We start from the raw sequence: 22,953 nt of genomic DNA, 5'->3' as shown, positions 1-22,953 counted from the left end.
CGACTGGTGTCTGAAGCGGCCCTGTGTTCTGTTCAGGTGGAAGCTCAAATCAGAACAGCACAGGACCGCTGGCTTTCAGCGCGTAATGGACCCGCCGCAGCGCGACAGCCTGGGCGCGTGACAGCGCTTCGCTGCGGGCCAACCGGTCCAGTGCACGGGCGTGCAGCGCCATTCGGTGCGGCGCATCAGTGTCCAGTGTCGGCACATAGGCAAAGGTCACGGCTGGCCCCAGACTGTCGACCAGGGCGTCCAGCCGCTCCAGCGACGGCGATTGCCGCCGGCCCCGGTGAATCAGCCTCTCGTCATAGCGGCGCACATGAAACTTGTGGTCACTCTGAACGTGGTAAGCCGCGTAGCCCAGCAGGCGCGCGTGAGTCAGGCCTAGATAGATGGCTGCTCGCTCGGCCAGCCCTTCGTGACCCTGGGCGCCCCGCAGGAGGGTGCCGTAAGGGCGGTTATTCAGCAGGTAGCCCAGGCTAAGCGAGCCGTCTCCCTTGTCTGCGCTGCCATCGGTGCGGAGACACGCAGCAGAGGTGGTGAGAGGGTGGTCCTGCTTTAAGGTTTGCAGGGTCTGCGCGTCTGGGGGCTGGCCGTCCACCAGCCAGGTCAGGGCGCCTGCTAGTGCGGCGGCCTGTCGTGCCTGCGCCTCTCCGCTTGGATCAGGGGTCAGCTGCTGAACCTCTATGGCTGCGGCGTGCCGTTCGGCCACGGCAGCGGCGGTTACGCCAGCCAACGGGAGCAGGCCGTAGGAAACGCCGTCCAGCACATAGCCCAGACCTTCGGGCGCAGTCACCGCCCAGAATGTGGCCTGCTGGTGGCGGGGAATAACTACCATGGCTGAACCCGGTAGTCTTTGAGAAAGACCCCTGCCAGGGGCCGGCCCGGCTCATTCAGCCCGGCAAAGATGGGGTCGCACAGCCGCGCCGCCGCGTCGTCTAGGTCCAGTGGCAGGCGAAAGCCCTGCGCGGCCATGCGTTCCTGCTGGGGGTGCGGCTCCTGCTGCGACACCCAGCCGGGGTCCACGCTGGTCATGTAAATGCTTTCTCGGGCCAGGCGCGGGCCGCTGGTGCGCGTCAGCATGTTCAGGGCGGCCTTGGCCATGTTCGTGTGCGGGTGGCGGTCGTTCTTGGCAGCGCGCGCAAACTGCCCTTCCACGGCGCTCACATTCACGATGAAGCGCCGCTGAAACGGCGAGCGCCGCAGCAGGGGCAGCAGGCCACTGCACAGCAGATAGGGCGCCGTGGTGTTCACCAGCTGCACTTCCAGCAGTTCGCGCGCCTCCACGTCGTCCAGTCGGGCGGTCCAGCTGTTGTGGGGGCGCTGGTCCAGGGCGTGCCCGTGCCGGTCCAGTTGCTCTGGTGGGAAGAAGGGTGACGGCTCCTCCCCGTTCAGCAGGGCAGCGGGGGCGGGCTGCGCCACATTCAGGTCCAGCGCCGTGCCGGGCAGAGCCTGCCGCTCGCCGTCCAGGAGCGGAGCGTAGTAGGCGGCGGGCCGCGCGATGGTCTGCGCGGCGTTGTTGATCAGGATGTCCAGGTGGGGCAGGGTGCGGCCCAGTTCATCGGTGAACGCCTGCACGGCGCGAATGTCACGGAGGTCCAGGCCGTAGAGGGTCAGGCGGCTGCGCCACTCGTGGGCGTCGGGTTCGCTGGCGTAGCGCCGCGCGGCGTCCATAGGAAAGCGGGTGGTCACAGTCACCTGCGCGCCACTCCGCAGCAGTCGCAGGGCCGTGGCATACCCTATGTTCACCCGGCCTCCGGTGAGCAGGGCTGCGCGGCCCGTCAGATCGGCGCGGGCGCGGCGCTTGTGGCGGTTGAGCTGACCACAGGCCGCGCAGCAGGCGGGATTGCCCGCATCAGCCAGACCAAAGGGTTGCCGGCACATGTAGCAGCGCCGCTGCGTCTGAGGGTCCGGGGCCGGACGCTGCGCAGTCTGCGCCTGCCGGGCATGCTTGCGCCCCAGGCGGTTGACGCCGGCCACCAGCGTGCGGAATTCAGGCTGGTCATCGGCCAGGGCCGGGTTGCGTAACACCGCCTTCATCACGCGCTGCGCGGCTTGCCAGTCCAGGGGGGTCAGGTCAGGGTCCATAGAGAACAAAAGGTGGAGGGAGCGTCGTCGGTGAAGTGACGGACCCCCTCCGGTATCCGGGACGGACTCGAACCGCCGGCCTCCCGATCTGAAGTCGGGCGCTCTTCCGCTGAGCTACCGAACAGCTCCAGTGTAATAGGCCCCAATCTCTTTTGCCGCGCATATGCCCAAAAGGTAGGGGCCGCGTCACCTTGGCAAGGTGGGCGACCCCCGGTGTCTGGGGCGGAACTGAACCGCCGACCTCTCGCTTGTAAGGCGAGCGCTCTTCCACTGAGCTACCAGACTCCCTCAGTCTAGCTCTGGCTCTCTGCCTGCGCTGCCTGAATGGCCGTCAGGGCAATCGTGTACACGATGTCGTCCACCAGCGCGCCGCGCGACAGGTCGTTGACTGGCTTGCGCAGGCCCTGAAGCATCGGCCCCACCGCCACCACACCCGCCGCGCGCTGCACCGCCTTGTAGGTGGTGTTGCCCGTGTTTAGGTCGGGAAAGATGAACACTGTGGCGCGGCCAGCCACCAGGCTGCCCGGCGCCTTTTGCTGCCCCACGGACAGCACGCTGGCGGCGTCGTACTGGAGGGGCCCGTCTACCACAAGGTCGGGTCGGCGCTCCCGGACAAGCGCCGTGGCGGCCTTCACCTTTTCCACGTCCTCGCCGCTGCCCGATTCGCCAGTGGAATACGACAGCATCGCCACGCGCGGCGTGATGCCAAAGGCGCGGGCGCTGTCCGCACTCTGAATGGCGATGTCGGCCAGTTCCTTGGCGCCGGGGTTGGGGTTGATGGCCGCGTCGCCGTAGACCAGCACCTGCTCGGGCATCAGCATGAAAAACACCGAACTGACCAGGCCCGCGCCCGGCGCCGTTTTAATCAGTTGCAGGGCCGGCCGCACCGTGTTGGCCGTGGTATGAATGGCGCCCGACACCAGGCCGTCGACCTCGCCCAGCGCCAGCATCATGGTGCCCAGCACCACCGTGTCTTCCAGCTGTGCCTCGGCCTGGGGGGCGGTCAGGCCCTTGCTTTTTCGCAACTCGACCATCGGGGCGACATAGTGCTGGCGCACCGAATCGGGGTCCAATACCTCCAGCCCATCCGGCAGGGTGAGGCCCTGCCCCTCGGCCACCTGACGCACCCGTTCGGGCCGGGCCAGCAGCACGGGCCGGGCAATGCCCTTTTCCACGCAGCGGATGGCGGCCTTGACGGTGCGCGGCTCGTCGCCCTCGGGCAGCACGATGCGCTTGCCCGCGGCGCGGGCCTTCTGAATCAGCTCGTAGCGGAAGGCGCTGGGGGGCAGGCGGCGCTCGCCCGCCGGGGCGGGGGCCCGCAGGCGTGTGCCCAGGGGCACAGTGTCCAGCCGGTCAGCAATGAAGTCCAGCAGCCGGTCCATGCGCCCCAGGTCGTCGTGCGGCACCCGCGCGTCAATGCGCGAGAGGCGGGAGGCCGTTTCAAACGAGTTGGTGTCGACCCGCAAGACAGGCAAGGTGCTGTTCAGCGCGGCGCGGCACAGCCGCTCAATGCTGTCTTCAGGGCCGCTGCCCGAGGTGAACATCAGCCCCGCCAGCGGCACCCCGCTGAGGTGAGACAGCGCCGCCGCCATCACCACGTCCTCGCGGTCACCAGGGGTCACCACCAGGGCGCCCGGCACGAACAGGTGCGCCATGCGGGGCACGGTGCGGGCCGTAATCACGGTGCTGGTGACCCGGCGCGCGGCGGCCTCGCCTTCATTGACCACCTCGGCCCCCAGGTGCCGGGCGATGTCCAGGGTGCGCGGCGCGTTCAGTGCGGCCGAACTGGACACCACCCCCAGCAGCGGCAGGTTACCGCTGGCCAGCACCCGGCTGCGCGAGCGCAGTTCGGCCATCAGGGTGCCGTAGTCCAGGCTCGGCGGCGCAAAGTTCAGGACGTAGCCGCTCAGGCCGCTGCCGTCGCTGCGGCGGTAGGCCTGGGCGGCGATCTCCAGCTCATCGGCCAGCTCGGCGGGGCTGACCCCGGCCAGGCTGGAAACCAGCACGGTATCGGCTTCCAAGTTTCGGCTCATGCTGGCGTTCAGGGCCCCGGCGTAGGCATTGCGCTCATTCAGGGCCAGCCCTTCGGCGACCAGCACGTCGGCGCCGCCAGCGCTGGCCTCGCGCGCCAGGGCCACCACGCTTTCCATCAGGTCTTCCTCGCCGCCGTGGCTCAGCCCTTCCTCGGCCAGCGCCAGGGCGATGGGCTCAGGCACCGTCAGCCGGACCAGTTCGCGCGCAAAATGCACGCTGTCATCGGTCTTCAGTTCGTGCGTCTGGGCGATGGGTTTCACGAACGCGACCTTGAGGCCCTGGCGTTCCAGGGCGCGCGTGAGCCCCAGCGCGGTACTGCTAAGCCCCACCCCGTTGCGGGTGGGCGCCAGAAACAGCGTTTTCATGCCTGACCTCCGGCCAGCAGGGCCTGCGTCTGCCGCGCGATACTCAGTTCCTCGTTGGTCCCCACCACCAGGGCAGGCAGTGCGCCGGCCGGACTGATGAGGCCGTTCTGGCCGCGCACTGCAGCGCCGTTGGCCACTGCATCTACCCCTGCGCCCAGCACGGCCAGCCGCTGCAGGGTGGCCGCGCGCACCAGCGCACTGTTTTCCCCAATGCCCCCGGTGAAGACCAGTGCGTCCACCCGGCCCAGCGCGGCCGCCAGGGCGGCGATTTGCCCTGCCAGCCGGTATACGAAGGCGTCTATGGCCAGCCGCGCGCCTGCATGGCCGCGCCCGGCGGCTTTTTCCAATTCCCGCATGTCGTTGCTGAGGCCAGAGAGCCCCAGGAGGCCACTGTCCCGGTTAAGGGCCGCCGTCACTTCCGACAAGCTCAGGCCCGCCTGACGCGCGATGTAATCGTGCAGGCCGGGGTCCACGTCGCCGCTGCGGGTGCCCATCACCAGGCCTTCCAGGGGCGTCAGGCCCATGCTGGTGTCGATGCTGCGCCCACCCTGCACTGCGCAGAGGCTGCACCCGTTGCCCAGGTGGGCCGTGACCAGATTCAGCTCGGTCAGGGGGCGGCCCAGCCGCTCGGCTGCCTGGGCCGCCACAAAGGCGTGGCTGGTGCCGTGAAAGCCGTAGCGCCGCACGCCGTGCTGACGGTACCAGCCCTCCGGGACAGCGTAGCGGTAAGCGACCTCGGGCATGGTCTGGTGAAAGGCCGTGTCGAACACCGCCACATGGGCCGCGCCGGGAAAGGCCGCCTGCGCCGCCTCAATGCCCGCAATGTTGGCTGGGTTGTGCAGAGGGGCCAGCGGCATGCAGGCCCGCACACCGTCCAGCACCTTGGGGGTCACCAGGGCAGGCGCGCTGAAGCGGTCGCCGCCGTGAACCACGCGGTGCCCCACGGCCGTCACTTCCTCCCGCAGCCCCAGTGCTTCCAGTGCCGCAGCGATCTGGGCAAAGGCGTCGGCGTAACTGCCGCCGTCCAGTGAGAGGGTCTGGCGTTCTCCGTCCATGTCGAGCCGCAGCGACGCACCAGCCGACCCGAGCCGCTCGGCCAGCCCGGAGAGCCGCGTCTGTTCATCCTCTTGGCTGAGGAGCGCAAATTTAAGGCTGCTTGACCCGCAGTTGAGCACCAGCGTCCACATACGCCGCATTCTGACAGTGCGCGCCTGGACCGCCGGATTCTCAAGAAAAGACGAAGGCGGGGGCCAGGGCGCCACGCACCGTGGAAAAAGTGCCTACGCGCCGGCGTCTGCTTCGCCTCGCAGGTGGGCCACGATGCCTTCCAGATCGGCAGGCGTCAGGTTCTCCATGAGCCAGTCCGTGGTGACCATCTCGCCCTGGGCGCGGGTGTTCAGCAGTTCGGTCAGCACATTGAGCAGCGCGTCCATCACGGCGTCGTCGGTCTCGGCGTCCTGGCCAGCGCTCGCCAGCTGCCGCTCTTCGGCCAGCGAGAGCGGCACAGAGGAGAAGGTCAGGCCATTAATGTCAAAGGGCGGGCGCTGAACAGCCTGGCGGCCAAATTGAATGGTGGTCATGGATGCTCCTTGGCCAGCTCTGGCATCCCTCTGGGTGCAGATTGCCGGGTATAGCCCTTCTGGGGTGTCTTGACGCTGTGGTCAAACCAGGGTGCGGTCTGGGGGTTGAAGTCGAAGTTGAACCACTCGGTCAGTTCGGTGACCTGCTCGTAAAACTCTCGGAACATGCGGTCAAAGATAGGCGCAGCGTCGGTGCCGCTGGAGACCATGATGGACAGGCTGGTTTCGTTGCCGCCGTCGTTGGCCGGATTGCCCGTCATCAGCACGAAGTTCCGCAGGCGAGGAAACCAGCGCTGCAAGCCGAGATGCATCTTATAGAGCATGAGGCGGCGTTCATCGCTTGCTTGCATATAACTCTGATAGTCGCCACTCGTGTAAGCGATGCGGCCGTAGTAAAGCCACTGCTCAGCCATCACTGAGCACACGGCAGAACCCGTTTCAAACCAGTGCTCACTGTATGTACTTTTGAAGACTCTCGTCCCTTCTGGTGCCAATGGACTATCAAACCAACGCCAGAGGCACAGGGCGACACTTGGTTCCCTGCGACTTTCCACAAAAAAGTCATTTGACCTGTCAAGGGCAATCTGATTACTCTCTTGCAAGAAGAGTTTCGCGCTGTTAAAAGCCAGGCGAATGCATTCAATCTGGTTGTATTGCTCGTGAAAGAGAATAGAGACGTCGCCGTAATAGTCCTGCGCTGCCTCATCAATGTCCCAGCGGAAGAGTGTGTGCTGCGCGCAGAGGACGGACCAGCCTTCGTACTTTGCCAGTTCGCTGGCCCGCTGGGCCTCGGTTATGGGCTGCCGGAAGCGCAGCTGCAGCCAGTCGCCGTCAGGGTCGTCCAGCCATTCGCCCACCACGCCGTCATATCGGAACCGAATCCAGTTGTCCTGCTGCGCCAGAGACTCTGCACGCCACTGCGGATCGTTTAGAAACGCCAGAACAGCGGCGCGGGGAGAGGCGTACGCCACCCGTGGCGTTTCGCGGGCGCGCGTCGGCCGTGTCAGGAGAAGTTTGACTGCTCGCAGGAAACTCACGGCGCCTGAACCTGAGCGGGTTGCTCGGCTTCTGGGGTTTCGTAACTCAGCTCTTTGGTTTCTGTAATTGAGGTCGTTCCCGTGTAAGTGGCATTTGTTTTGACGAGGCGGTCAAACGGCGTGCCCACCATCAGGCGGCCCCCCTGCGCCTCGGGCGTCAGCCCCGTCATCCCGGTCACGACATTCTTCAGGAAATCCTGCTGGACCTTCTCGCTCCCGGCGTTCAGATGCTGCCGGCCAGGGAAGAGGCTCTGCTCGTCTTTCTTGTAAGAGTCGGTTGTTCCTGCCGTGAACGTTTTAAACACCTCTTCACTCAGCCAGCCGCCGGCCAGTGCCCCGGCCCCTGCACTGCTTCCGGCCAGGCGCAGCTCGTTCGACTTGCCCCGGGCCTGTTCCCACATCTGCCGGGCCCCAGTGCGGTACATCTGAGGCAGCTGTCCCAGCAGGCCCTTGGTGGGATCAATGCCAGTCACGGCCATTCGAGACTGGGCGCGGTAAGCCTGGGTCGCCTGGGCCAGGAAAGGCCCACGCACAGACTGGGTGGCCTGACGGTACACGTCGTCCGGCGTAATCAGCGCCCGCGCCTGCCGTTTGGCCGCATTGTTGGACAGGGTTCGGCCTGCCGCCTGGGCCTCTAGGCGTAGGGCCTGCGCTCTGGCGCCAATCAGGATGCCTCTGGCGCGGCCCAATTCGGTCTTCCAGCCGGCAGCCAGCGCTGGATGACTGGCGACCAGGTTGTCCATCTCACGGCCTGTTCGCAAGACGCCCCCCGAGCCAGCCGAGCCGTACCACTGGTTACGAACCTCCGCGCCAATAACTTTCGCCTCGGCCGAAGCGTAATTACGCATGGCCGCGAGGTTGCGCTCGGCGGCGGCAAAGACTTGGCCTGAGAAAGAGCGGGTTGGATTGACAGGGAGGCCCAAGCTGCTCAGGTTTGCTCTCATCTGGGTTTCGACCCCTCTGATAGAGGTGGTGCCCTGCCGCCAGCCACGGGTTGCGGTGTCGCGCACCTTGTAGCCGGCCAGTTTCACCTTGTCACCGACCTGCCCCAGACCACGGCCGGGTGCCCGCAGTGCATTGGCCAGGCCTGGCCGGCCGGCCAACTGGCTTTTTGCCCAGTCGCTCGCACGTTTAACGCCGCGCCCACCCAGAGCCGTGGCGCCCCGACCGGCTTTGGCCAGTCCCCGCACCCCAGCGCTGAACACCGTGTCCAGGCCGCGAAACGCGCCGCCCACCATCCGGCCCGGCAAGCTGCTCCCCACGGCCGTCAGGGCTGGGCTGACGGCGCCTTTCAGGGTGGTCCACCGCCCGGCGACCCCTGTGGCCGCGTTCTGAGCGGCGCGGCCCACATGGCCTGCCCCAGTGCGGGCGTAGCCCGCCAAGGCACGCGCGCCGCTGGCGAAGGTCGGCGTGTAGCGGGTGGCCGCCCGGCCCAGGCCGGTCAGCACTGGCCGCGCGGCGCCGCGCACCACACCGCCGACCAGTTTGGCGGCTGGTCCCAGAACCACGCCCAGGGCGCCATCTGTGATGATGCTCTTGGCGCTGATGCCGTCGTCCCAGGCGACTGGGTTGCCGTTCTTGTCCTTACGGCCTTCCAGCAGGTTACCCACCACGGTGCTGGCCGCGCCGCCCAGAGCCCCAGAAGCAAAGAGGGCCGCCACCAGTGCCGGGCCCGCCAGGCCACCTGTCGCGGCGGTCAGGGCAGCGGCGCCCGCAATCACGGCGCCCCCCACCACGATGGCCGTGCCGACCTTGAGCACCTGAATGCCCGCCGACTTCAGGAAGCTGACAGTCGCCTTGAACCGGGGACTGTTCTTGATGGTATTGATTTTGCCTGCCACGTTCTGCTGAAGGGCTTTGGCGCCGTCTACAGACGCGTTCCAGCCCTCGGCCGCCTTCGTCTTGGCGGTGCTCCAGGCCTGCTTGAGCGTTCCCTTGGCCTTCTGCTTGGCCTTGGCTGTGGCCTTGAGGAGTTGCGTGCCCGTTGCCCTGGCCCGCTCATACAGTTGGGTGGCTTTGGCCTTGGCCGTGTTGACCAGGGAAGTGGTAGCGGTCTTCAGGGCACGTTTGGCCTGCTGCGCCTTCTGGCTCAGGGTGGTGACAGCGTTCTGCGCCGCGCGGCCCAGGGTGGTCACTGCGCTCCGCGTGGCCTGGCTGACCTGCGCCTGGACTTTGCGGGCCGTCTGGCCGGCGCGCTGGGCGAACTGCCGGGCCCCGTGTGCCAGCTGCTGGGCTTTGGCTCTGGTGTGGGCCACGGCCTGCCGCGCCCGCTGCTGCGCGGCCCTGAGGGCGCCGCCCGCATGTTCGCGTACGGTTTTCCCGGCCTTCTGAAGCTTCTGGCTGACTGTGTTGGTCAGGCGCGTGGCCTGCTGCTGGGCCTTGTGAACCGCCTGGCGTGCGGCCTTGATGGCGGGGGCCGCCGCTTTCTGCACGCTCTTGACCGTCTTCTGAATTCGCTGCTGCGCGGCGTTCTGTACGGTCTTGACTGCGCCAGCCAGTTTGGTTTTGGCCGAGCCCGCCAGCTTTTTCAGGTCGCTCAGGCCCCAGCGCTGAACGGCGGTGGTCTGCGGCGCCGTGGTGAGCGAGGGAGCCGGCCGCTTGACCGCGCGGGCCTTCCGTGGCAGGGGAGCGGCGGCCAGTCTGGCGCCCATGGTGCGGGCTTCTGTCTCCAGCCCAGCGTCGGGGTCAATGCCTGGCCCGACCCGCCCCTGGCGCTGCTGCACCGTATGCGTGACCTCGTGTGCCAGCAGTTCCAGTCCCGATTGCGTGTTCGGATTGAATTGCCCGCTCTGGAAGAAAATATCGCTGCCAGTTGTAAATGCCAGCGCTTTGACGCCAGTGGCCAGGGTGTGCGCCTCAGCATCATCGTGAATGCGGACCCCACTCAGGTCGTGGTTGAGGCCCTGTTCCAGATGCCGCTGAACCGCTTCGGGCAGGGGATTTCCGCTGCCCCGCCGGGCCTGAATCCGCTGCAAGACCGGCTGGGTCGCTTCGGCGTCCAGCTCCGCCAGTTGCCGCTGCAACGCCTGAGCATGCAGAGCCTGCGCCGCCTGAGCTTCCTGGGCCGCAAAGCGCTGGGCCGCGTGGTCGGCCGCGCGTTGCAGGGCCAGGCGTTCTCCACCAGGCACCAGGCCCAGCACTGCGCGGGCCACCTGAGCACTCGCCGGATGCCGCTGCAACGAGGCCAGGTGGTCGCCGTAGGTGGCGTGGCGTTCAGCCGCCGGCCCCCGGTCGGTGCGGAAGCCCTGGGCAAGGGTCTGGGCGACCTGACGCTGTAGGGCGCTGAACTGGGCGGCGGCGCGGGTGTCCAGCGGCACGCCCTCGACCTGCTCGGCGCGGTGACGCATGACTGTGACCCACTGGCCTGGCGTGACTGGCTGAGTGGGCACGGGCTCAGGGACACGCGGGGTCGGCGCCAAACCAGCGGGGAGGGCCGCCAATTGCCCGGCCACCGCAGCGCGCTGCACGCCCACACGGGCCACCTCGGCTTGCTGCAAACTGGCGGCCCTGAGCACCGGCCCCGCCACCTGACGCTGCACCCGCACCGGGCGGTGAAGATGTGCCTGCGCCACCCGCACCGCCCGCTCCACGGTGGGGGCGACTGACGGCGAGGTGGGCTGCGCCTCCTGGCGGGGCGTGGTTCTGGCGCGGCGGGACGCCCCCTGCTGTTCAAACATGCCTTGACCTCCGAAACTGACCTTGACAATAGGTCATTTCGGGCAGCGAGTCACACGGTCTTTAGCGGCGCCGCGTCACCTGGCGGGTTTCGGGACTCTTCATGTGTTCCAGGTGCAGCACCGGCGCTTCTGGGTAGTCGGCATACAGCCTCTCGCCCCACTCGATGACACTCAGGCGGCTGCCTTCAATCAGCGCTTCCAGGTCCATCTCGTACAGTTCGGCGGGGTCGCGCACGCGGTAGGCGTCCACATGCAGCAGGGTGCCTGCCGGGGTGGGGTAGAGGTTCATCAGGGCGTAGGTGGGGCTGGTGACGGGCTCTGTAAAGCCCAGCGCCTGGGCTAGGCCCTGCGTCAGGCTGGTTTTGCCGGCCCCTAGCTCGCCTTCCAGAAACAGCACGCTGCCGGGAGGCAGGGCGGCCCAGGCGGCGCCGAACGCCTGCTGCTCGGGGAGGCCGCGCAGCGTGCTGGTCTCGCCGGGCGCCAGTGGCCAGGCGCCCAGTGTCACGGCATCCCGGTGTCCAGCCAGGCGCCGACCTGCTCGTCTAGGTCAGTCCAGTTCTGGGCGCGGCCCACCCGCCACTCGCCGGGCACAGTGCTGCGCGCCGACCAGACGTGCGTGGCGTCACCCATGTCCAGGCGGTGCAGCCCCAGCGCGGTGGCCTGGGTCAGCAGCGTGGCCAGGCCCTGCGCCGCCAGGGTGTGGGCGCCCTGGCGAATCTGGCTGCCCTCGAAGGTCCAGGTTTCCGCACTCTCGGTGGGTGCGGTGGGCGCTGGCATCTCGCTGGGCGGCGGGGTGACGGGGGCCGACAGCAGCGTGTCGAACAGGGACGCTGGCGTGACGGCGGGGGTGGTCGGAGCCACAGGCGTCGGAGGGGTCAGTGGGAAGGAAGACGGCTCGGGGCTGGCGGCCAGCAGGCTGTTTTCCTCGAAATCGAACACGTCCAGCAGGCCGCTCAGGGCGTCCTGGCCAAAGGTCGAGGTGACCTCCTGGGCCGCGCGGTATTCGGCGTGGGCCTCAGTCAGCAGGGCCTCGGCGTCGGTCAGGGTCTGGGCGTAACGCTCGCGGGCCTGGGCGCTCAGCTGGCCTAGGCGGCGCTGGGCGCGCAGGGTGTCGGCCAGGCGGCCCAGGCGCTGGGTGGTCTCGCCGGCCAGGTGGCGCACCGTGTCGTATTCCTGCACTACGCGGTCGGCGCGGGCGTCAAAGTCCTCGCGTTCCTGGGCGGCAGCGCCCATGCGGCGTTCCAGCACGCTCCAGAGCAGGCCGGCGTCGACGGCCTCGCCGCGCGCCAGGGCGGCGCGGGCGTCGGCCAGCAGGGGGGCCAGGTCAGCGCTGGCGCCGGGCACGTCGCGCGCCGAGCGCTCGATGTCCAGCAGCTCGCGCTGCGTTTCGATCTGGGCGCGGGCGTTGACGCCGGCACTCAGGGCGGTCTGCATGGCCTGGAGTTCCTGCAGTTCGTCGGTCGCCAGGCTGCCGCTGTCGAGCAGGTGCCGGGCCGAATCCAGGGCGATGCGGGTATCGGCGCCGGCCTGTCCCTGGCTCAGCTCGGTTTCCAGGCGGGCCAGTTGGGCGCGCTGCTCGGCCAGCAGGCGGTCGCGCTCGGCTTTCAGGTCCTCGCGCCAGCCGGTGACCACGTCTTCGGTCAGCTGGGCGGCCTGGTGCAGGGCGCGCAGGCCCTCGTGGCGTTCACGCAGCTCGGGGCGGGCCTGCAAGAGGGCCGCAAACTCGCGCTCGACGCTGGCCAGCTGCTGCGCGGCGTGTTCCTGTTCCAGCGCCAGCACGCGCGCCTGGGCGTCGGGGTCCAGAATGGTCGCCGAGGTCGGCAGCGCCGGGTTCTCGACGGTCTGCACCACCGAGGATTCCAGGGCCTTACGCAGGTTAAAGGTGAGGTTGCGGGCACGCTCGACCTCACCGGGCAGCAGGGTCGCCTGCTTCTGAGCCTCGTCAATCTGCCCGATTAGGGTTTCCAGGCGGCGCACGTCCTTGCCGCCCATGCCCTGCACCCGCGCAAAGGTGGCGCGCAGTTCGGCCAGATCCTGACCCTGCTCCACCAGCCCTTCTTGCAGGCGGCGGTCCATCGTGTCAATCAGGTTCTGGCCTTCTTGCACCAGCGCGCTGATGTCGCGGCCTTCTTTTTCCTCCTGCCGGGCCACGCTCAGTACGCCGCGCAGGCGCTGGGTCTCGGGCCAGTCGAAGTACAGCGAGAAGCGCCGCGCGCCTTCTTCCAGGCCCAGCAGCGAGCTGAGCTGGTTGGGCAGCAGCCGCTCCTGGGTGGATTTCAGCAGCTCGTTCAGGACTTCAGAGACGCGCTTTTTGGCCAGGGGTGCGGGCACGCTGAGTTGCAGGCGCTTGAAGACCTCCTTTTTCAGGATGTCTTCAAGCATGCCGGGGTCAATGGTGTCCAGCTGGCCGCCGCGCGCCTGGGCCGCGTCTTGCAGGATACGTTCCAGGGCGCGGGGCGAGACGAGGTCGCCCAGCATCTTGACGGGCAGTCGGCCCAGGGTCGCCATCAGAGTTCCTCATCCCAGTCCACCGTGGTGGCGGTTTCGACGGTGTTGTTCTTGGAGGACGACCCAGCCCCCAGGAGACCGAACTGCTCGCACAGGCCCCGGAAGCCGAAGGTCATCAGGCCGATGGCCGCCGCGCCCAGCAGCGCCCACAGCGGCAGGGCGTAGGCCCCCTGGCTCAGCGTGAGGTTGGTCAGGCTGCGCAGGGCGCCCGCGCCAAAAGCGTCACCCAGGGCGCCCAGCAGGCCAAAAACGCCTTCGAGCATCAGGGGCAGCATCAGCAGGGTCAGGCCTGCCATGATGGCGCGCCAGTAGGTGTTGCGCCCGCCGAAGGCCAGGTTTAGCAGGTACAGCGGCGCGGCGGTGGCCAGCGCCAGCAGCAGGAACACCAGCACCCGCAGCCAGCCTGAAAACCAGCGGCTGGTGCCCAGCGAGGCGGCGTCCAGGGCGCTGCTGGCCTGCCCGGCGGCCTGACGCTCGGCGCCTGCCAGACCCGCAATCAGGGCCTGCACGTCGCTGACCCGCAGGGCGCTGCGGCCCTGGGCGGCCTCGGCGGCGCCCACCACGCCAGTAAAGGCGGCCGTGTCGCGCAGCGGCGAGGGCACGCGGGCCAGCGCCTGCGTGGCGGCGGCCAGGGCGTCCCGCGCCCCGGCGGCGTCGCCGTGCCCGGCAGCCGCCTGCGCGCGGCCCAGCGCGGCGTACGCCTGCGCCAGCTGCCCGGCGGTGGGGGTGGTGGGCGCCGGCGTGGAGGCCGGGTCAGGGCTGGTGCCAGGGTCCGGCTGTGTGGGCACCGTGGTGTCGGGGGCCGTGCCGGGGCCCGGGGTCGGGTCGGGGGTGCCGGCCGGGTCGGCAGGGGCCGGGGTGGCCGACGGGGGGGTGGCCAGACTGCGGCTGAGGGCCGCTGTGCCCTGACGCAGGGTGGTCAGCGAGGTCGCCAGCGCGGCAGTGTCGCCGGCGGTCAGCTGCCGCAGCGCGTCCCCAAACTGCGAAACCCGCAGCGTGCCCACGCCCGACGCGTCCTGCACCGTGGTAAACCAGCTGGTGGCGCGCGCCAGATTGACATAGGAGGCGGTGGTTTGCTCGGCGCGGGTGGCCGCCAGGGCCGCCGTGACCCTGGCGGCGGCGGCGCGCTGAAGCTGCCAGGCGGTGCGCTCCAGCCGTCCGCCCTGGGCGCTCTGGGTCAGGGTCTGGGCCGCCTGGCCCGTGACACCAAACTCGCGCGCCAGCACGCGCAGTTGGGCGCTGCTGTTCTCGGGGGCGGCGGCCAGGGCCGCCAGCGTCTGGTCATACAGCGCCTTGCGCATCAGGCCGCGCGCCAGCAGCACCTGGGCTTCCAGTTCGGCGGGCGTACGGGCCAGCGAGGCGCGCGCGCCCTGCACGGCGTCATTCAGGCCGCGCACAATCTGCTGGTTGCGCAGGGTGGGGGCCAGGGTGCCCAGGGCCGTTTGCGCCGCGTCCAGCCGGGTCAGGGCGGCCTGGGCCGACTGGGCGCGGGCCTGCACGGCGCCGTCCAGATTGGTGGCCAGGGCGTTGTAGGCGCTGAGGTCCTGGGCGCTGGCCGCACCAATACTTAGGGCCAAGCTCAGGGCGGCCAGGGTGGAGAGGCGGGTCATGCCGCCACCCGCAGCTGCTGCAACTCCACGAGCAGCCGGCCCACGTTGGCCTGCGAGGTGGCGACCACCGCCACGCAGTACCCACCCAGCGGGCAGACGCACACGGTCTGCCCGCCCAGATCGGCCGACATCAATTTGAGGGACCGCTTCTGAAACAGCATGGCGCTGGCGGCCACCACGCCGCCCAGGCCCGCCGGGTCCCGCACCGCCTTGACGCGCAGCACCTCGCCGGTGGCGCGGCAGACCATCACGCCCTGCACGCCGCTCAGGCGCCCCAGGTTCTGAATCAGGGCGTCCTGGTCGCCCGGCTGGGTCAGGTCATAGGTGCGGGTGATGGGCGCCGCGCCGTAGTCGGGGTCATCGAACTCGAAGTCGTCGGCACCCAGGCCCAGGTCGTCGAACGTGGTTTCGTTCTGCGGCTCGTCCCAGGTGGCCACCGGGCCGCTCTGGGTAAACAGCGTGGGCGCTTTGGGATACTGCGACTCCAGTTGTTTGGAGAGCACAGCCAGTTCCTTGCGGGCGCGCGCGGGAGGCAGCACCGTGCTCAGGCGGGACAGCAGCGGGCCAGACAGCACCTTTTGCATGTCCTGCGCCGAGACCGATTCGGCCGAGAGGCCCTGCTCGCGCAGCACCGCCCGCAATATGGTTTCAGCCGCACGGTCAGAGACGACGCCCGATAAGGCGCGGACTACGAGGGTGTACACAGCGTTCGTCATTGAGGAACCTCAAGGGAGTATAGGAAAGCCCCGCTTACATTTTTGTCTCATCTGGATTGTGCCCCAAGTTGATGCCGGGCGTGCAGGGGTGGCCTGCCCCCCTGCTATACTTTGCGCGCCCAGTGTGGCATTCCCACGCCCCTTGCACTCGTAGCTCAGTTGGATAGAGCGGCCCCCTCCTAAGGGGCAGGCCACTGGTTCGAATCCAGTCGAGTGCGCCAGGAAGAACAAGACCCCGCTTCGGTGCGGGGTTGTCTTTTTCCACCTGAGCTGTCGGTTCTAGAACTGAGCTATGAACGTCTCTGGGCTTGCTCACCGCTTCGGCAGGTACGGGTCAGCGCAGCATCGTGGTGTGGAAAGGCCTCTGCTCAATCGTCCTGCCGGAATGACCTTGAGCCCCTCTGCAAATCGTCGGCCCACTGCTTCAGCTTCTGCGCCACCTCGTCCGGTGCCTCTAGGGGCAGGAGGTGGCCCACGCCCGCGAGGAGCTGGACCCTCGGCGCCTGGTACAGCGGCACCACCGCTTCCTCAACTGTGGCCAGGGAAATTGCTGGGTCATCGCGTGAAGCCAGAATCAGGGTGGGGACCGTCACGGCCGCCGCGCGGTCACGCAGGTTCTCGCGGCTGCCCTGCTCGGGCCAGGCAGCCCAGGCGTGCGGGCTCGCCTGCTGGCCCCCGCGCAGCAGGTCAGCCAGGGCGCTGGCCTCAAGGGGACGGCGGGTGATGCGGGCGTATAGAGCGCGCAGCTGCGCTGGGTCGTTCCAGGCGTTTTTCAGGCGGGTGCGGTCCTCATCGGTCATGGGTTCGCCGCCCGGCGGTGAGGGCGCCACCAGCGCCAGGCCGCGTAGCCCAGGGGGACGGCGCGCGGCCAGTTCGGTGGCCACCTTGGCGCCCATCGAGTGTCCTGCCAGTAAAAAGGGGCGTTGTCCCAGGGCAGCCTGCACATGGTCAGCCATCTCCGCCACTGAAAAGCCTGGAGTGGCTGCCGCTGTCCCAAAGCCGGGGAGGTCTGGGCAGAAGGTTGGGGCCGCCAGCCGGGCCGCCACCTCGTTCCACAGCGTGCCCGAGGTCCCAAAGCCGTGCAGCAGCACCCAGCGCACAGCGCTCATGCTTAGATCTCCACCCGCAGGCGGGCGGGTTCCCTGGTCATCTCGAACATCTCGCCGTGGGGGACGGCCGGAATCTGGCCGTAGCGTGACAGCAGGTCGCGGTAGGCGCCGGCCACAGGGCGCGGCTGGCGGCTGAGGTCGTACAGGCCGCAGCGGTTGACTGTGCCGCGCTGTTCGGCCAGCTGAATGTCCCAGTCAATCTGGTCGGTCAGGCTGTACCAGGTAAAGCCCAGCACGGGCATGTCGTCTTTGCGGGCCGTCAGCACGTTCACCCACTGTTTCCAGAGCCAGGTCGGGGCCACGTCCGGGTCAAAATGATTGGTCTCGGTGTGAAAAATCGGCTTGCGGTAGCGCTCGTGGTAGGTCCTGGTGATTTCGCGCCAGCCCAGCACGTCCTCGGCCTGGGTTCTGGACCCGTCTGGATGCACGATGTGCTCATTCTTGCCGTAGTAATCGCTGCCCATAATCTGGTGGCCGGCCGGTTCACCCGCCATAAACCACTGGTATTCCTCGCGGGTCAGGCCGTTGTCCAGCAGGTACAGCATGACTTCGGCGTCGGGGCACACCCCGTACAGCAGGTCCAGCGACAGCAGGCGCAGCCGGTTCATCAAGGCCAGGTCGGGGCGGGGCGTCGGTGAGGCGTCATGCAGGTACTCGGCGCTTTCGCTCTGCACGATGATCGCGTCGCTGCGCACGCGGGTAATGCCCTGACACGCCAGGATGCTGGCCGCACACAGGTGCTTCATGGCGGTTACGAACCCCTGGTCGGTTTTCAGTTCCTCGTTCCATAGACCGTCTTTGGCGCTGTTGCGCGCCGTGACATAAATCTCGTTGATGGGCGTGTAAAAGCGCACCCAGGGGTAACGCCGCGCGACCGCCTCGGCATACGCCTCAAAGTGCAGCGGCAGTTCCGGGTTCTGAAAGTTGCCCAGCCAGTCGGGCACGCCGAAGTGCATCAGGTCCAGAATGGGCGTCAGCCCCAGACGCCGGATCTCGTTCATGGCGGCGTCGGCAAATTCCCAGTCGTAGCGCCCTGGTCCTACGAAAGTCCGGTGCAGCGGCAGGTGGTAGCGCAGGTACTTGAGGCCCAGATCCTGCACCAGCGCGAGGTCCTGCTGCCAGTGGTCGTAGTGCCCGCATTCGGCCAGCAGGTCACGCCGCACCCGCCCGCCCTGAATGGTCGGATTTGAGCATTCGATGCCTGTGGCAAACATGAAGTTCTGCGCCGTCCCGGTCGGGGCCCCCGAGCCGTCGGCCCCCGCCGCGCCTCCGTACTGGTCGCCGGGGTACTGGCCGTCCGGCGCCGCCTTCTGAATCAGGTCCAGAAATCCGCCGGCCATCGTTAGTGGGCGCTCCCGACAAGAGAAGGGTGTGTCATGGGTGAACCTCCGTGGCCAGGCGGGCCAGAAAGCGGTCGGCGGCGCGCAGCGACAGCGCCATGATGGTCAGCGCCGGGTTGACACTCAGGGCGCTGGGAAAGATGGAGTTGTCCAGAATGTGCAGGCCCTCCAGGTCCCAGCTGCGGCCATCGGGGTCCACGACACTGGTGGCGGGGTCGAGGCCCATCCTGGCGGTGCCGATAATGTGGGCGCCGCGCGGATAGCTCCAGACCTTGCGCGCCCCGGCGGCCTCCCAGACGGCGCGCATCACCCGTTCGGCGTGGGCGGTCATGCGCCGCTCGTTCTCGCCCCAGGTGAAGTGAATCCGGGGCTTGGGCAGACCCCGCCTGTCAAGTTCGTCCGAGAGGTCAAGGAAGTTGTGGGCGTGCGGCAGGCAGTCCCCCAGCACGTTGATGCCGGCCACGTGGCCATAGCCGCGCAGCCGCTCCAGCAGCGCCGGGCCCCAGGTGCCCGTGGCGCGCGCCAGCTGTGAGGCGTAGGTCACGGGCATCACGCCGATGGACTGAAGCAGGTAGCCGCCAGCAAAGTCGGCGGGGCCAAAGCTGTCCAGGCGGGCGGGGCGGTGGGTGTCCTCGGAAATTAGGGCGCCGGGAATGCCCTTGTGTGGGCGGGTGTCCTCCTCAAACTCGCCCCACAGTTGCAGCCCCACATGCGCCATGAAGTTGCGCCCCACCTGCCCGCTGCTGTTGGCCAGGCCGTGCTGTAGCAGCAGACGCGGCGTCTCGATGCCGCCGGCACACAGAAAGACGTGCCGCGCCCCCAGCCAGTGCAGCTGGCCGCCGCGCAGGTATTCCACGCCTGTGACACGGTCCCCCACACGTGTGATGTCCACCACGAAGCTCTCAGGCCGAATCTGGGCGCCGCGCGCCTCGGCCAGGGGCAGGTAGGTCACGTCCATACTGCCTTTGGCCCCCACCGAGCACCCGGCCTGGCAAAAGCCCCGGTGGGTGCAGGCCGGGCGGAGGCCGTAGCCTTCCTGGGTCTGGGGGCGGGACAGCGCCGCGTTGGCGGCGGGCGAGGTCCGCAGGCCGACAGCCTCGCAGCCGCGTGCCATCAGCTGGGCGGCGCTGTTCAGGGGGAGCGGCGGGTGGGGATAGCCCTGGTCCCGCGCGGGGCCCCAGGGGTAGGGTGTGGGGCCAGACACCCCTAGAAAACCTTCGACCTCTGCGTAGTAAGGCGCCAGATCGGCGTAGCTCAGCGGCCAGTCTTCACCCACGCCAAACTCGGTGCGCAGGCGGAAATCATCCGGCTGGGCGCGGGGGGTGTAGGCGGTGTAGTGCAGCGTGGAGCCGCCCACCCCACAGCCCGAATTGTTGTTGCCAAACCCCAGAGGGTCGGCGCCCGCCGAGAGCCGCTCATCGGTCCAGAAGAGCCCTGCCTGCGCCTTCTCGTCGGTGGCCACGGCGGGCAGGGGGTGACGGCGGCCTGCTTCCAGCGCGACCACCCGCAGGCCCGCCCCGGCTAGGCGCGACAGCAGCGGCGCGCCGCCCGCTCCGGTGCCCACCACCACCGCGTCTACCATCTCGCGCCCGCTCACTGCGGCCTTCCTGGCCTGGGTGGGTGTGCGGTGACGCGCAGAGTGCGGAACCTTGCGCTCACTCCGGCTCCGGCAGCGGGGGTTCCCAGGCTTCGCGGGCATTCAGACCAGGGCTGGCCCAGCCCGGCACATCGGCGTAGGGCACCACGCCCCAGCGCCACTGGGTCAGGGGATGGCTGGCATACGCCTCAACCAGCTCGGCCAGCAGGTCCTCGAAGGCGCGGGGCTGCGCGCGCTGGGCCGCAGACAGCGCCGCGTCTTGCTCCGCAGCTGAGAGTTCCTCAAATGCGGGGCCCAGGCTCCCCAGCAGGGCGCGGTAAGCCTCGGCACCAGGCGGCAGCTCGGCGTACCGCCAGCCCTTCCCTTCCTGACGCGCCAGTCGCCCTTCGACCGCGCCGACCAGGTCGTGTTCGGCGGGATCGTGGGGCACCAGCCGGGCCGCCACCGCCCGCAGCCGCGTCAGCTCGGCGGGGGTGAATACCTGGCCCGCTGGCTCAGGGGGCATGAGTCGGTGCTCCAGCACAGCGCGGGTGGCCGGCGTCACATGACCGGAGACCAGCAACTGTCTTACGGCGGCTCGGTCAGAAGGAAGAGGCGGCTTGGTCATCAGGCTCCTGGGCCCACCTGCGGGCGGGACTGGACGCTATGGTCAAACCTGCGGCCCCGCCCAGAGGGTACGAAGACTGACGGTTTCTCAACCCTCAAGGGGGTCTAAAGAGAGGCATACGGATTGCGTCCGGTTCCTGAGGATGCAGGAAAGCACTGCATCCTCATCCATCTCCCGCAACCCGTTTCCTTTGCTGCTCGCTCTGTTCGGGTTGACCCGTGAGGGTCAACCGCAATTTGTATCAGATGGAGGTTCACCCCTGAATTGCCTTCAGACCGCCTTGGGCTGGCCCTCACCGGGGCGGGCGCCGCGCCATGCCACGATTGCGGACGTGAACTGGCAGCGCTCCCAGCCCTGTGTCTGCCGCTGCGGCGCGGCCAGGCTTCTGTGCTGTCTTCTCCCTGCTTGCAGAGGGCTGCCAGGGCTGTCTCTGGACCAGTCGTGAGTGCCCCTACGGCGCGGCCAGCACCGCCGCCGCTTCCGGAACTGGCCGCGCCCTCGCCGTTTGCCACCTTCTGGCTGGGGGGCTTCGAGTGCTCCACGCAGCGGCGGCCATCAGGGCGGCGCATTGACGTGATTGACGCCACGGGTCATGACCGCTGGGCCGCGCAGGACTACGCCCGGCTGGCCGCCTGGGGCCTGGGCGGCGCGCGCGACGGCCTGCGCTGGCACCTGATCGAGCGCCGCCCCGGCGAGTTCGATTTCTCCAGTGTCGAGGCGCAGGTGGTGGGCGCGGCCTCCGCCGGGGTGCCGGTGATCTGGGACCTGCTGCACTACGGCTTGCCGGATTTCGTGGACGTGTTCTCGCCAGAGTTTCCGGCGCAGTTTGCCCGCTATGTGCAGGCGGCGGCGGCCTGGTTGAGGGCCCGCACCCACGGCGAGCTGTGGCTGTGTCCCATCAACGAAATCTCGTTTTTCGCCTGGGGCGGGGGCGAGGTGGGTTACCTCAACCCGTTTGCACGGGGCCGGGGCGCCGGCCTGAAGGCGCAGTTGGTGCGGGCCGCCATTGCGGGCATGGACGCGGCGCGGCGCGTGGACCCTGGCGTCCGCTTCTTGCATGCCGAGCCGCTGATTGCCGTTCATGCCCACCCCGACCGCCCCCACGAGGCCGGGGCCGCCGGGCGCGAGCATGAAGGCCAGTTTGAAGCCCTGGACCTACTGCTGGGCCGCGTCCACCCGGAACTGGGCGGCGGCCCCGAGTACGTGGATGTCATCGGCCTGAACTACTACCCCTATAACCAGTGGCACCACCATCCCCAGCCGGAAGCCCGTGAGCGCGTGACCCCTGACCAGCCGGCCTACCAGCCTCTGGACCTGCTGCTGGCCGCCGTGCATGACCGTTACGGCCGGCCGCTGCTAATCGCCGAAACCGGCGCCGAGGGCGACGCCCGCGCGCCCTGGCTGGAGCAGGTGGCGCGCGGCGCGCTGGCGGCGCGGGCGCGCGGCGTGCCCGTGCTGGGGGTGTGCCTGTACCCGGTGGTCAACCACCCCGGCTGGGACGATGACCGCCACTGCCCCAACGGGCTGTGGGACTATCCCGACGCCCTGGGTCACCGCGCAGCTGACCCGGCGCTGGGCGCCGCCCTGGCCCGCGTGCAGGCGGTGACCCCGGCCGAGCCGCTCCCTCCCCCGGCGGTAACGCTGGCCACCTTCTGCCACCACCTGACCCAGACGGCCCAGAGCAGTACCCACGAAGTCGAGGAGGACCGCACAGGAGCCGCCTTGCACCTGTTGCGGGCAACCCACGCCCTCCGCGCGCCGCTGCCGCTTCAGGCTGGGGGGCTGGGGCTGGACGACCGGGGTGCCCTGACGGTGCTGCGGCTGCTAAGCCGTCTTCATTCTGAGGCTGCGCAACTGTACGAGTCTCACCTGGGCGCCCTGGACCTGATGAACAGGCTGGGCACCCCCCTGCAGCGTGAGCAGGTGGCGCAGGCCGTCCGGGCCGGAGACCTGTTTGGGCTGTATCTCCCAGAGGAGGCCGAAGAGTCGCTGCTGGCCCCCGACCGGGCCTTTAGCAGGTGGCCGCGCGGCTGGCCTGAGGAGGCTGATCTGGTCGACCATCTGGTCGCGCCCGTTCAGAGGCCTGGCGGGGGCTGGGCCCTGGCGCTCTGGAGGCCGCAGCTGGCTGGGTTTGCGCCTCCTGAGATCACCCTCCTGGGATTGCCCGATGGAACTTGGCCACCTGCTACGGTGGGCGGCCAGACGCTGCGCCGGCTGGCGCTCAGGCTGGGCGCGGCTGACCGCCTGTTCGAGGCCGGGCGGCAGGCGCTGCGGCTCACCAGTCGCCAGCAGGACGACCAGCAGGGCCGCCGCTTTGTCAGAGTTGCTGCTGGGCTGGAGGGGGCCTGGCACCTGACCCGCCACGCCACTCGGCTGCTGGACGGCCCAGACCAGGCGGCGGCCCTGACGGCAGTGGCCCTGGCCTATGAAGCGGTTGAGGCGGCCTGTGAGCAGACCCTTCAGGATTTAGAGCCGCTAATTAGAGGAGCGCTTACGGCGCAATACCTGCGCGGGCTGCCCCCTCTCCCCAGCCTGAACGTCGCCCGCCTGGCTCTGGAGACTGCGCTGCTGGATGCCCCGGCCTGGCCCCCACCCACCTGGACAGCGCTGGACGAGGACCGCTGGCCGCCCTGACCACCAGCGTTCTGCGGCCAGGTGGCATTTCCTGCGCCAGGCCACATTCTTAAG

The 22,953-nt window shown here is 68.6% G+C and carries 16 protein-coding genes and 2 tRNA genes; 2 read left to right on the top strand and 16 right to left on the bottom strand.

The window, feature by feature from the left end:
• Nucleotides 1–49: 49 nt before the first annotated feature.
• The 12 genes from K7W42_RS19585 to K7W42_RS19530 form a co-directional block, all read right to left on the bottom strand.
• The gene (locus K7W42_RS19585; RefSeq protein ID WP_224576828.1) at nt 50–793 is read right to left on the bottom strand and encodes a hypothetical protein; all 744 of its coding nucleotides are present in this window, start codon (nt 791–793) and stop codon (nt 50–52) included.
• A gap of 35 nt (nt 794–828) precedes the next feature.
• Nucleotides 829–2,085: an SDR family NAD(P)-dependent oxidoreductase gene (locus K7W42_RS19580; RefSeq protein WP_224576826.1), complete on the bottom strand. Its 1,257-nt coding sequence runs from the start codon at nt 2,083–2,085 to the stop codon at nt 829–831.
• Between the two features lie 213 nt (nt 2,086–2,298).
• A tRNA-Val gene (locus K7W42_RS19575) sits at nt 2,299–2,370 on the bottom strand.
• 8 nt (nt 2,371–2,378) lie between these two features.
• Nucleotides 2,379–4,484, bottom strand: coding sequence for a phosphate acetyltransferase (pta, locus tag K7W42_RS19570; protein ID WP_224576824.1), 2,106 nt, complete (start codon nt 4,482–4,484; stop codon nt 2,379–2,381).
• Complete coding sequence (locus tag K7W42_RS19565) at nt 4,481–5,671, bottom strand: acetate kinase (protein ID WP_224576844.1); 1,191 nt, start codon at nt 5,669–5,671, stop codon at nt 4,481–4,483. Before K7W42_RS19565 ends, pta begins: the two co-directional genes overlap by 4 nt.
• 93 nt (nt 5,672–5,764) lie before the next feature.
• Nucleotides 5,765–6,064 (bottom strand): hypothetical protein, encoded by a 300-nt coding sequence (locus K7W42_RS19560; RefSeq protein ID WP_224576822.1) that lies wholly within the window; start codon nt 6,062–6,064, stop codon nt 5,765–5,767.
• A complete protein-coding gene (locus K7W42_RS19555) occupies nt 6,061–7,101 on the bottom strand; it encodes a hypothetical protein (RefSeq protein WP_224576820.1) in 1,041 nt (346 codons plus the stop codon). The genes K7W42_RS19560 and K7W42_RS19555 overlap by 4 nt, the downstream gene beginning before the upstream one ends.
• On the bottom strand, nt 7,098–10,778 hold the full coding sequence (locus K7W42_RS19550) for an eCIS core domain-containing protein (protein WP_224576817.1): 3,681 nt from the start codon (nt 10,776–10,778) through the stop codon (nt 7,098–7,100). The genes K7W42_RS19555 and K7W42_RS19550 overlap by 4 nt, the downstream gene beginning before the upstream one ends.
• Before the next feature lie 61 nt (nt 10,779–10,839).
• On the bottom strand, nt 10,840–11,283 hold the full coding sequence (gene tsaE, locus K7W42_RS19545; RefSeq protein WP_439648873.1) for a tRNA (adenosine(37)-N6)-threonylcarbamoyltransferase complex ATPase subunit type 1 TsaE: 444 nt from the start codon (nt 11,281–11,283) through the stop codon (nt 10,840–10,842).
• On the bottom strand, nt 11,280–13,286 hold the full coding sequence (locus K7W42_RS19540; protein ID WP_224576815.1) for a coiled-coil domain-containing protein: 2,007 nt from the start codon (nt 13,284–13,286) through the stop codon (nt 11,280–11,282). Before K7W42_RS19540 ends, tsaE begins: the two co-directional genes overlap by 4 nt.
• A complete protein-coding gene (locus K7W42_RS19535; RefSeq protein ID WP_224576813.1) occupies nt 13,286–14,896 on the bottom strand; it encodes a hypothetical protein in 1,611 nt (536 codons plus the stop codon). The genes K7W42_RS19540 and K7W42_RS19535 overlap by 1 nt, the downstream gene beginning before the upstream one ends.
• Entirely contained in the window at nt 14,893–15,612 is a 720-nt protein-coding gene (locus tag K7W42_RS19530) for a roadblock/LC7 domain-containing protein (RefSeq protein WP_224576811.1), read from the bottom strand. Before K7W42_RS19530 ends, K7W42_RS19535 begins: the two co-directional genes overlap by 4 nt.
• Nucleotides 15,613–15,756: 144 nt before the next feature.
• Here K7W42_RS19530 and K7W42_RS19525 point away from each other — a divergent pair.
• A tRNA-Arg gene (locus K7W42_RS19525) sits at nt 15,757–15,833 on the top strand.
• Nucleotides 15,834–15,980: 147 nt separating this feature from the next.
• On the opposite strand, the gene K7W42_RS19520 is transcribed toward K7W42_RS19525, so the two are convergent.
• Genes K7W42_RS19520 through K7W42_RS19505 form a run of 4 tightly spaced genes read right to left on the bottom strand, consistent with a single transcriptional unit; the run spans nt 15,981 to nt 20,265 of the window.
• On the bottom strand, nt 15,981–16,721 hold the full coding sequence (locus tag K7W42_RS19520; protein ID WP_224576809.1) for an alpha/beta fold hydrolase: 741 nt from the start codon (nt 16,719–16,721) through the stop codon (nt 15,981–15,983).
• A gap of 2 nt (nt 16,722–16,723) precedes the next feature.
• A complete protein-coding gene (locus K7W42_RS19515; protein ID WP_224576807.1) occupies nt 16,724–18,061 on the bottom strand; it encodes a family 1 glycosylhydrolase in 1,338 nt (445 codons plus the stop codon).
• A gap of 34 nt (nt 18,062–18,095) precedes the next feature.
• Complete coding sequence (locus tag K7W42_RS19510; protein WP_224576805.1) at nt 18,096–19,658, bottom strand: GMC family oxidoreductase; 1,563 nt, start codon at nt 19,656–19,658, stop codon at nt 18,096–18,098.
• Between the two features lie 58 nt (nt 19,659–19,716).
• A complete protein-coding gene (locus tag K7W42_RS19505; RefSeq protein WP_224576803.1) occupies nt 19,717–20,265 on the bottom strand; it encodes a gluconate 2-dehydrogenase subunit 3 family protein in 549 nt (182 codons plus the stop codon).
• A 441-nt stretch (nt 20,266–20,706) separates the two neighbouring features.
• Here K7W42_RS19505 and K7W42_RS19500 point away from each other — a divergent pair, with 441 nt between their 5' ends.
• Nucleotides 20,707–22,899, top strand: a complete 2,193-nt coding sequence (locus K7W42_RS19500; RefSeq protein ID WP_224576801.1) for a glycosyl transferase family 1 — start codon at nt 20,707–20,709, stop codon at nt 22,897–22,899.
• The last annotated feature ends 54 nt before the right edge of the window (nt 22,900–22,953 follow it).

The organism is Deinococcus betulae, from assembly GCF_020166395.1.
Classification (GTDB): Bacteria; Deinococcota; Deinococci; order Deinococcales; family Deinococcaceae; genus Deinococcus; species Deinococcus betulae.
The sequence above is the reverse complement of the archived record's forward strand: the minus strand, read 5'-3'. Positions and strand labels throughout refer to the sequence as shown.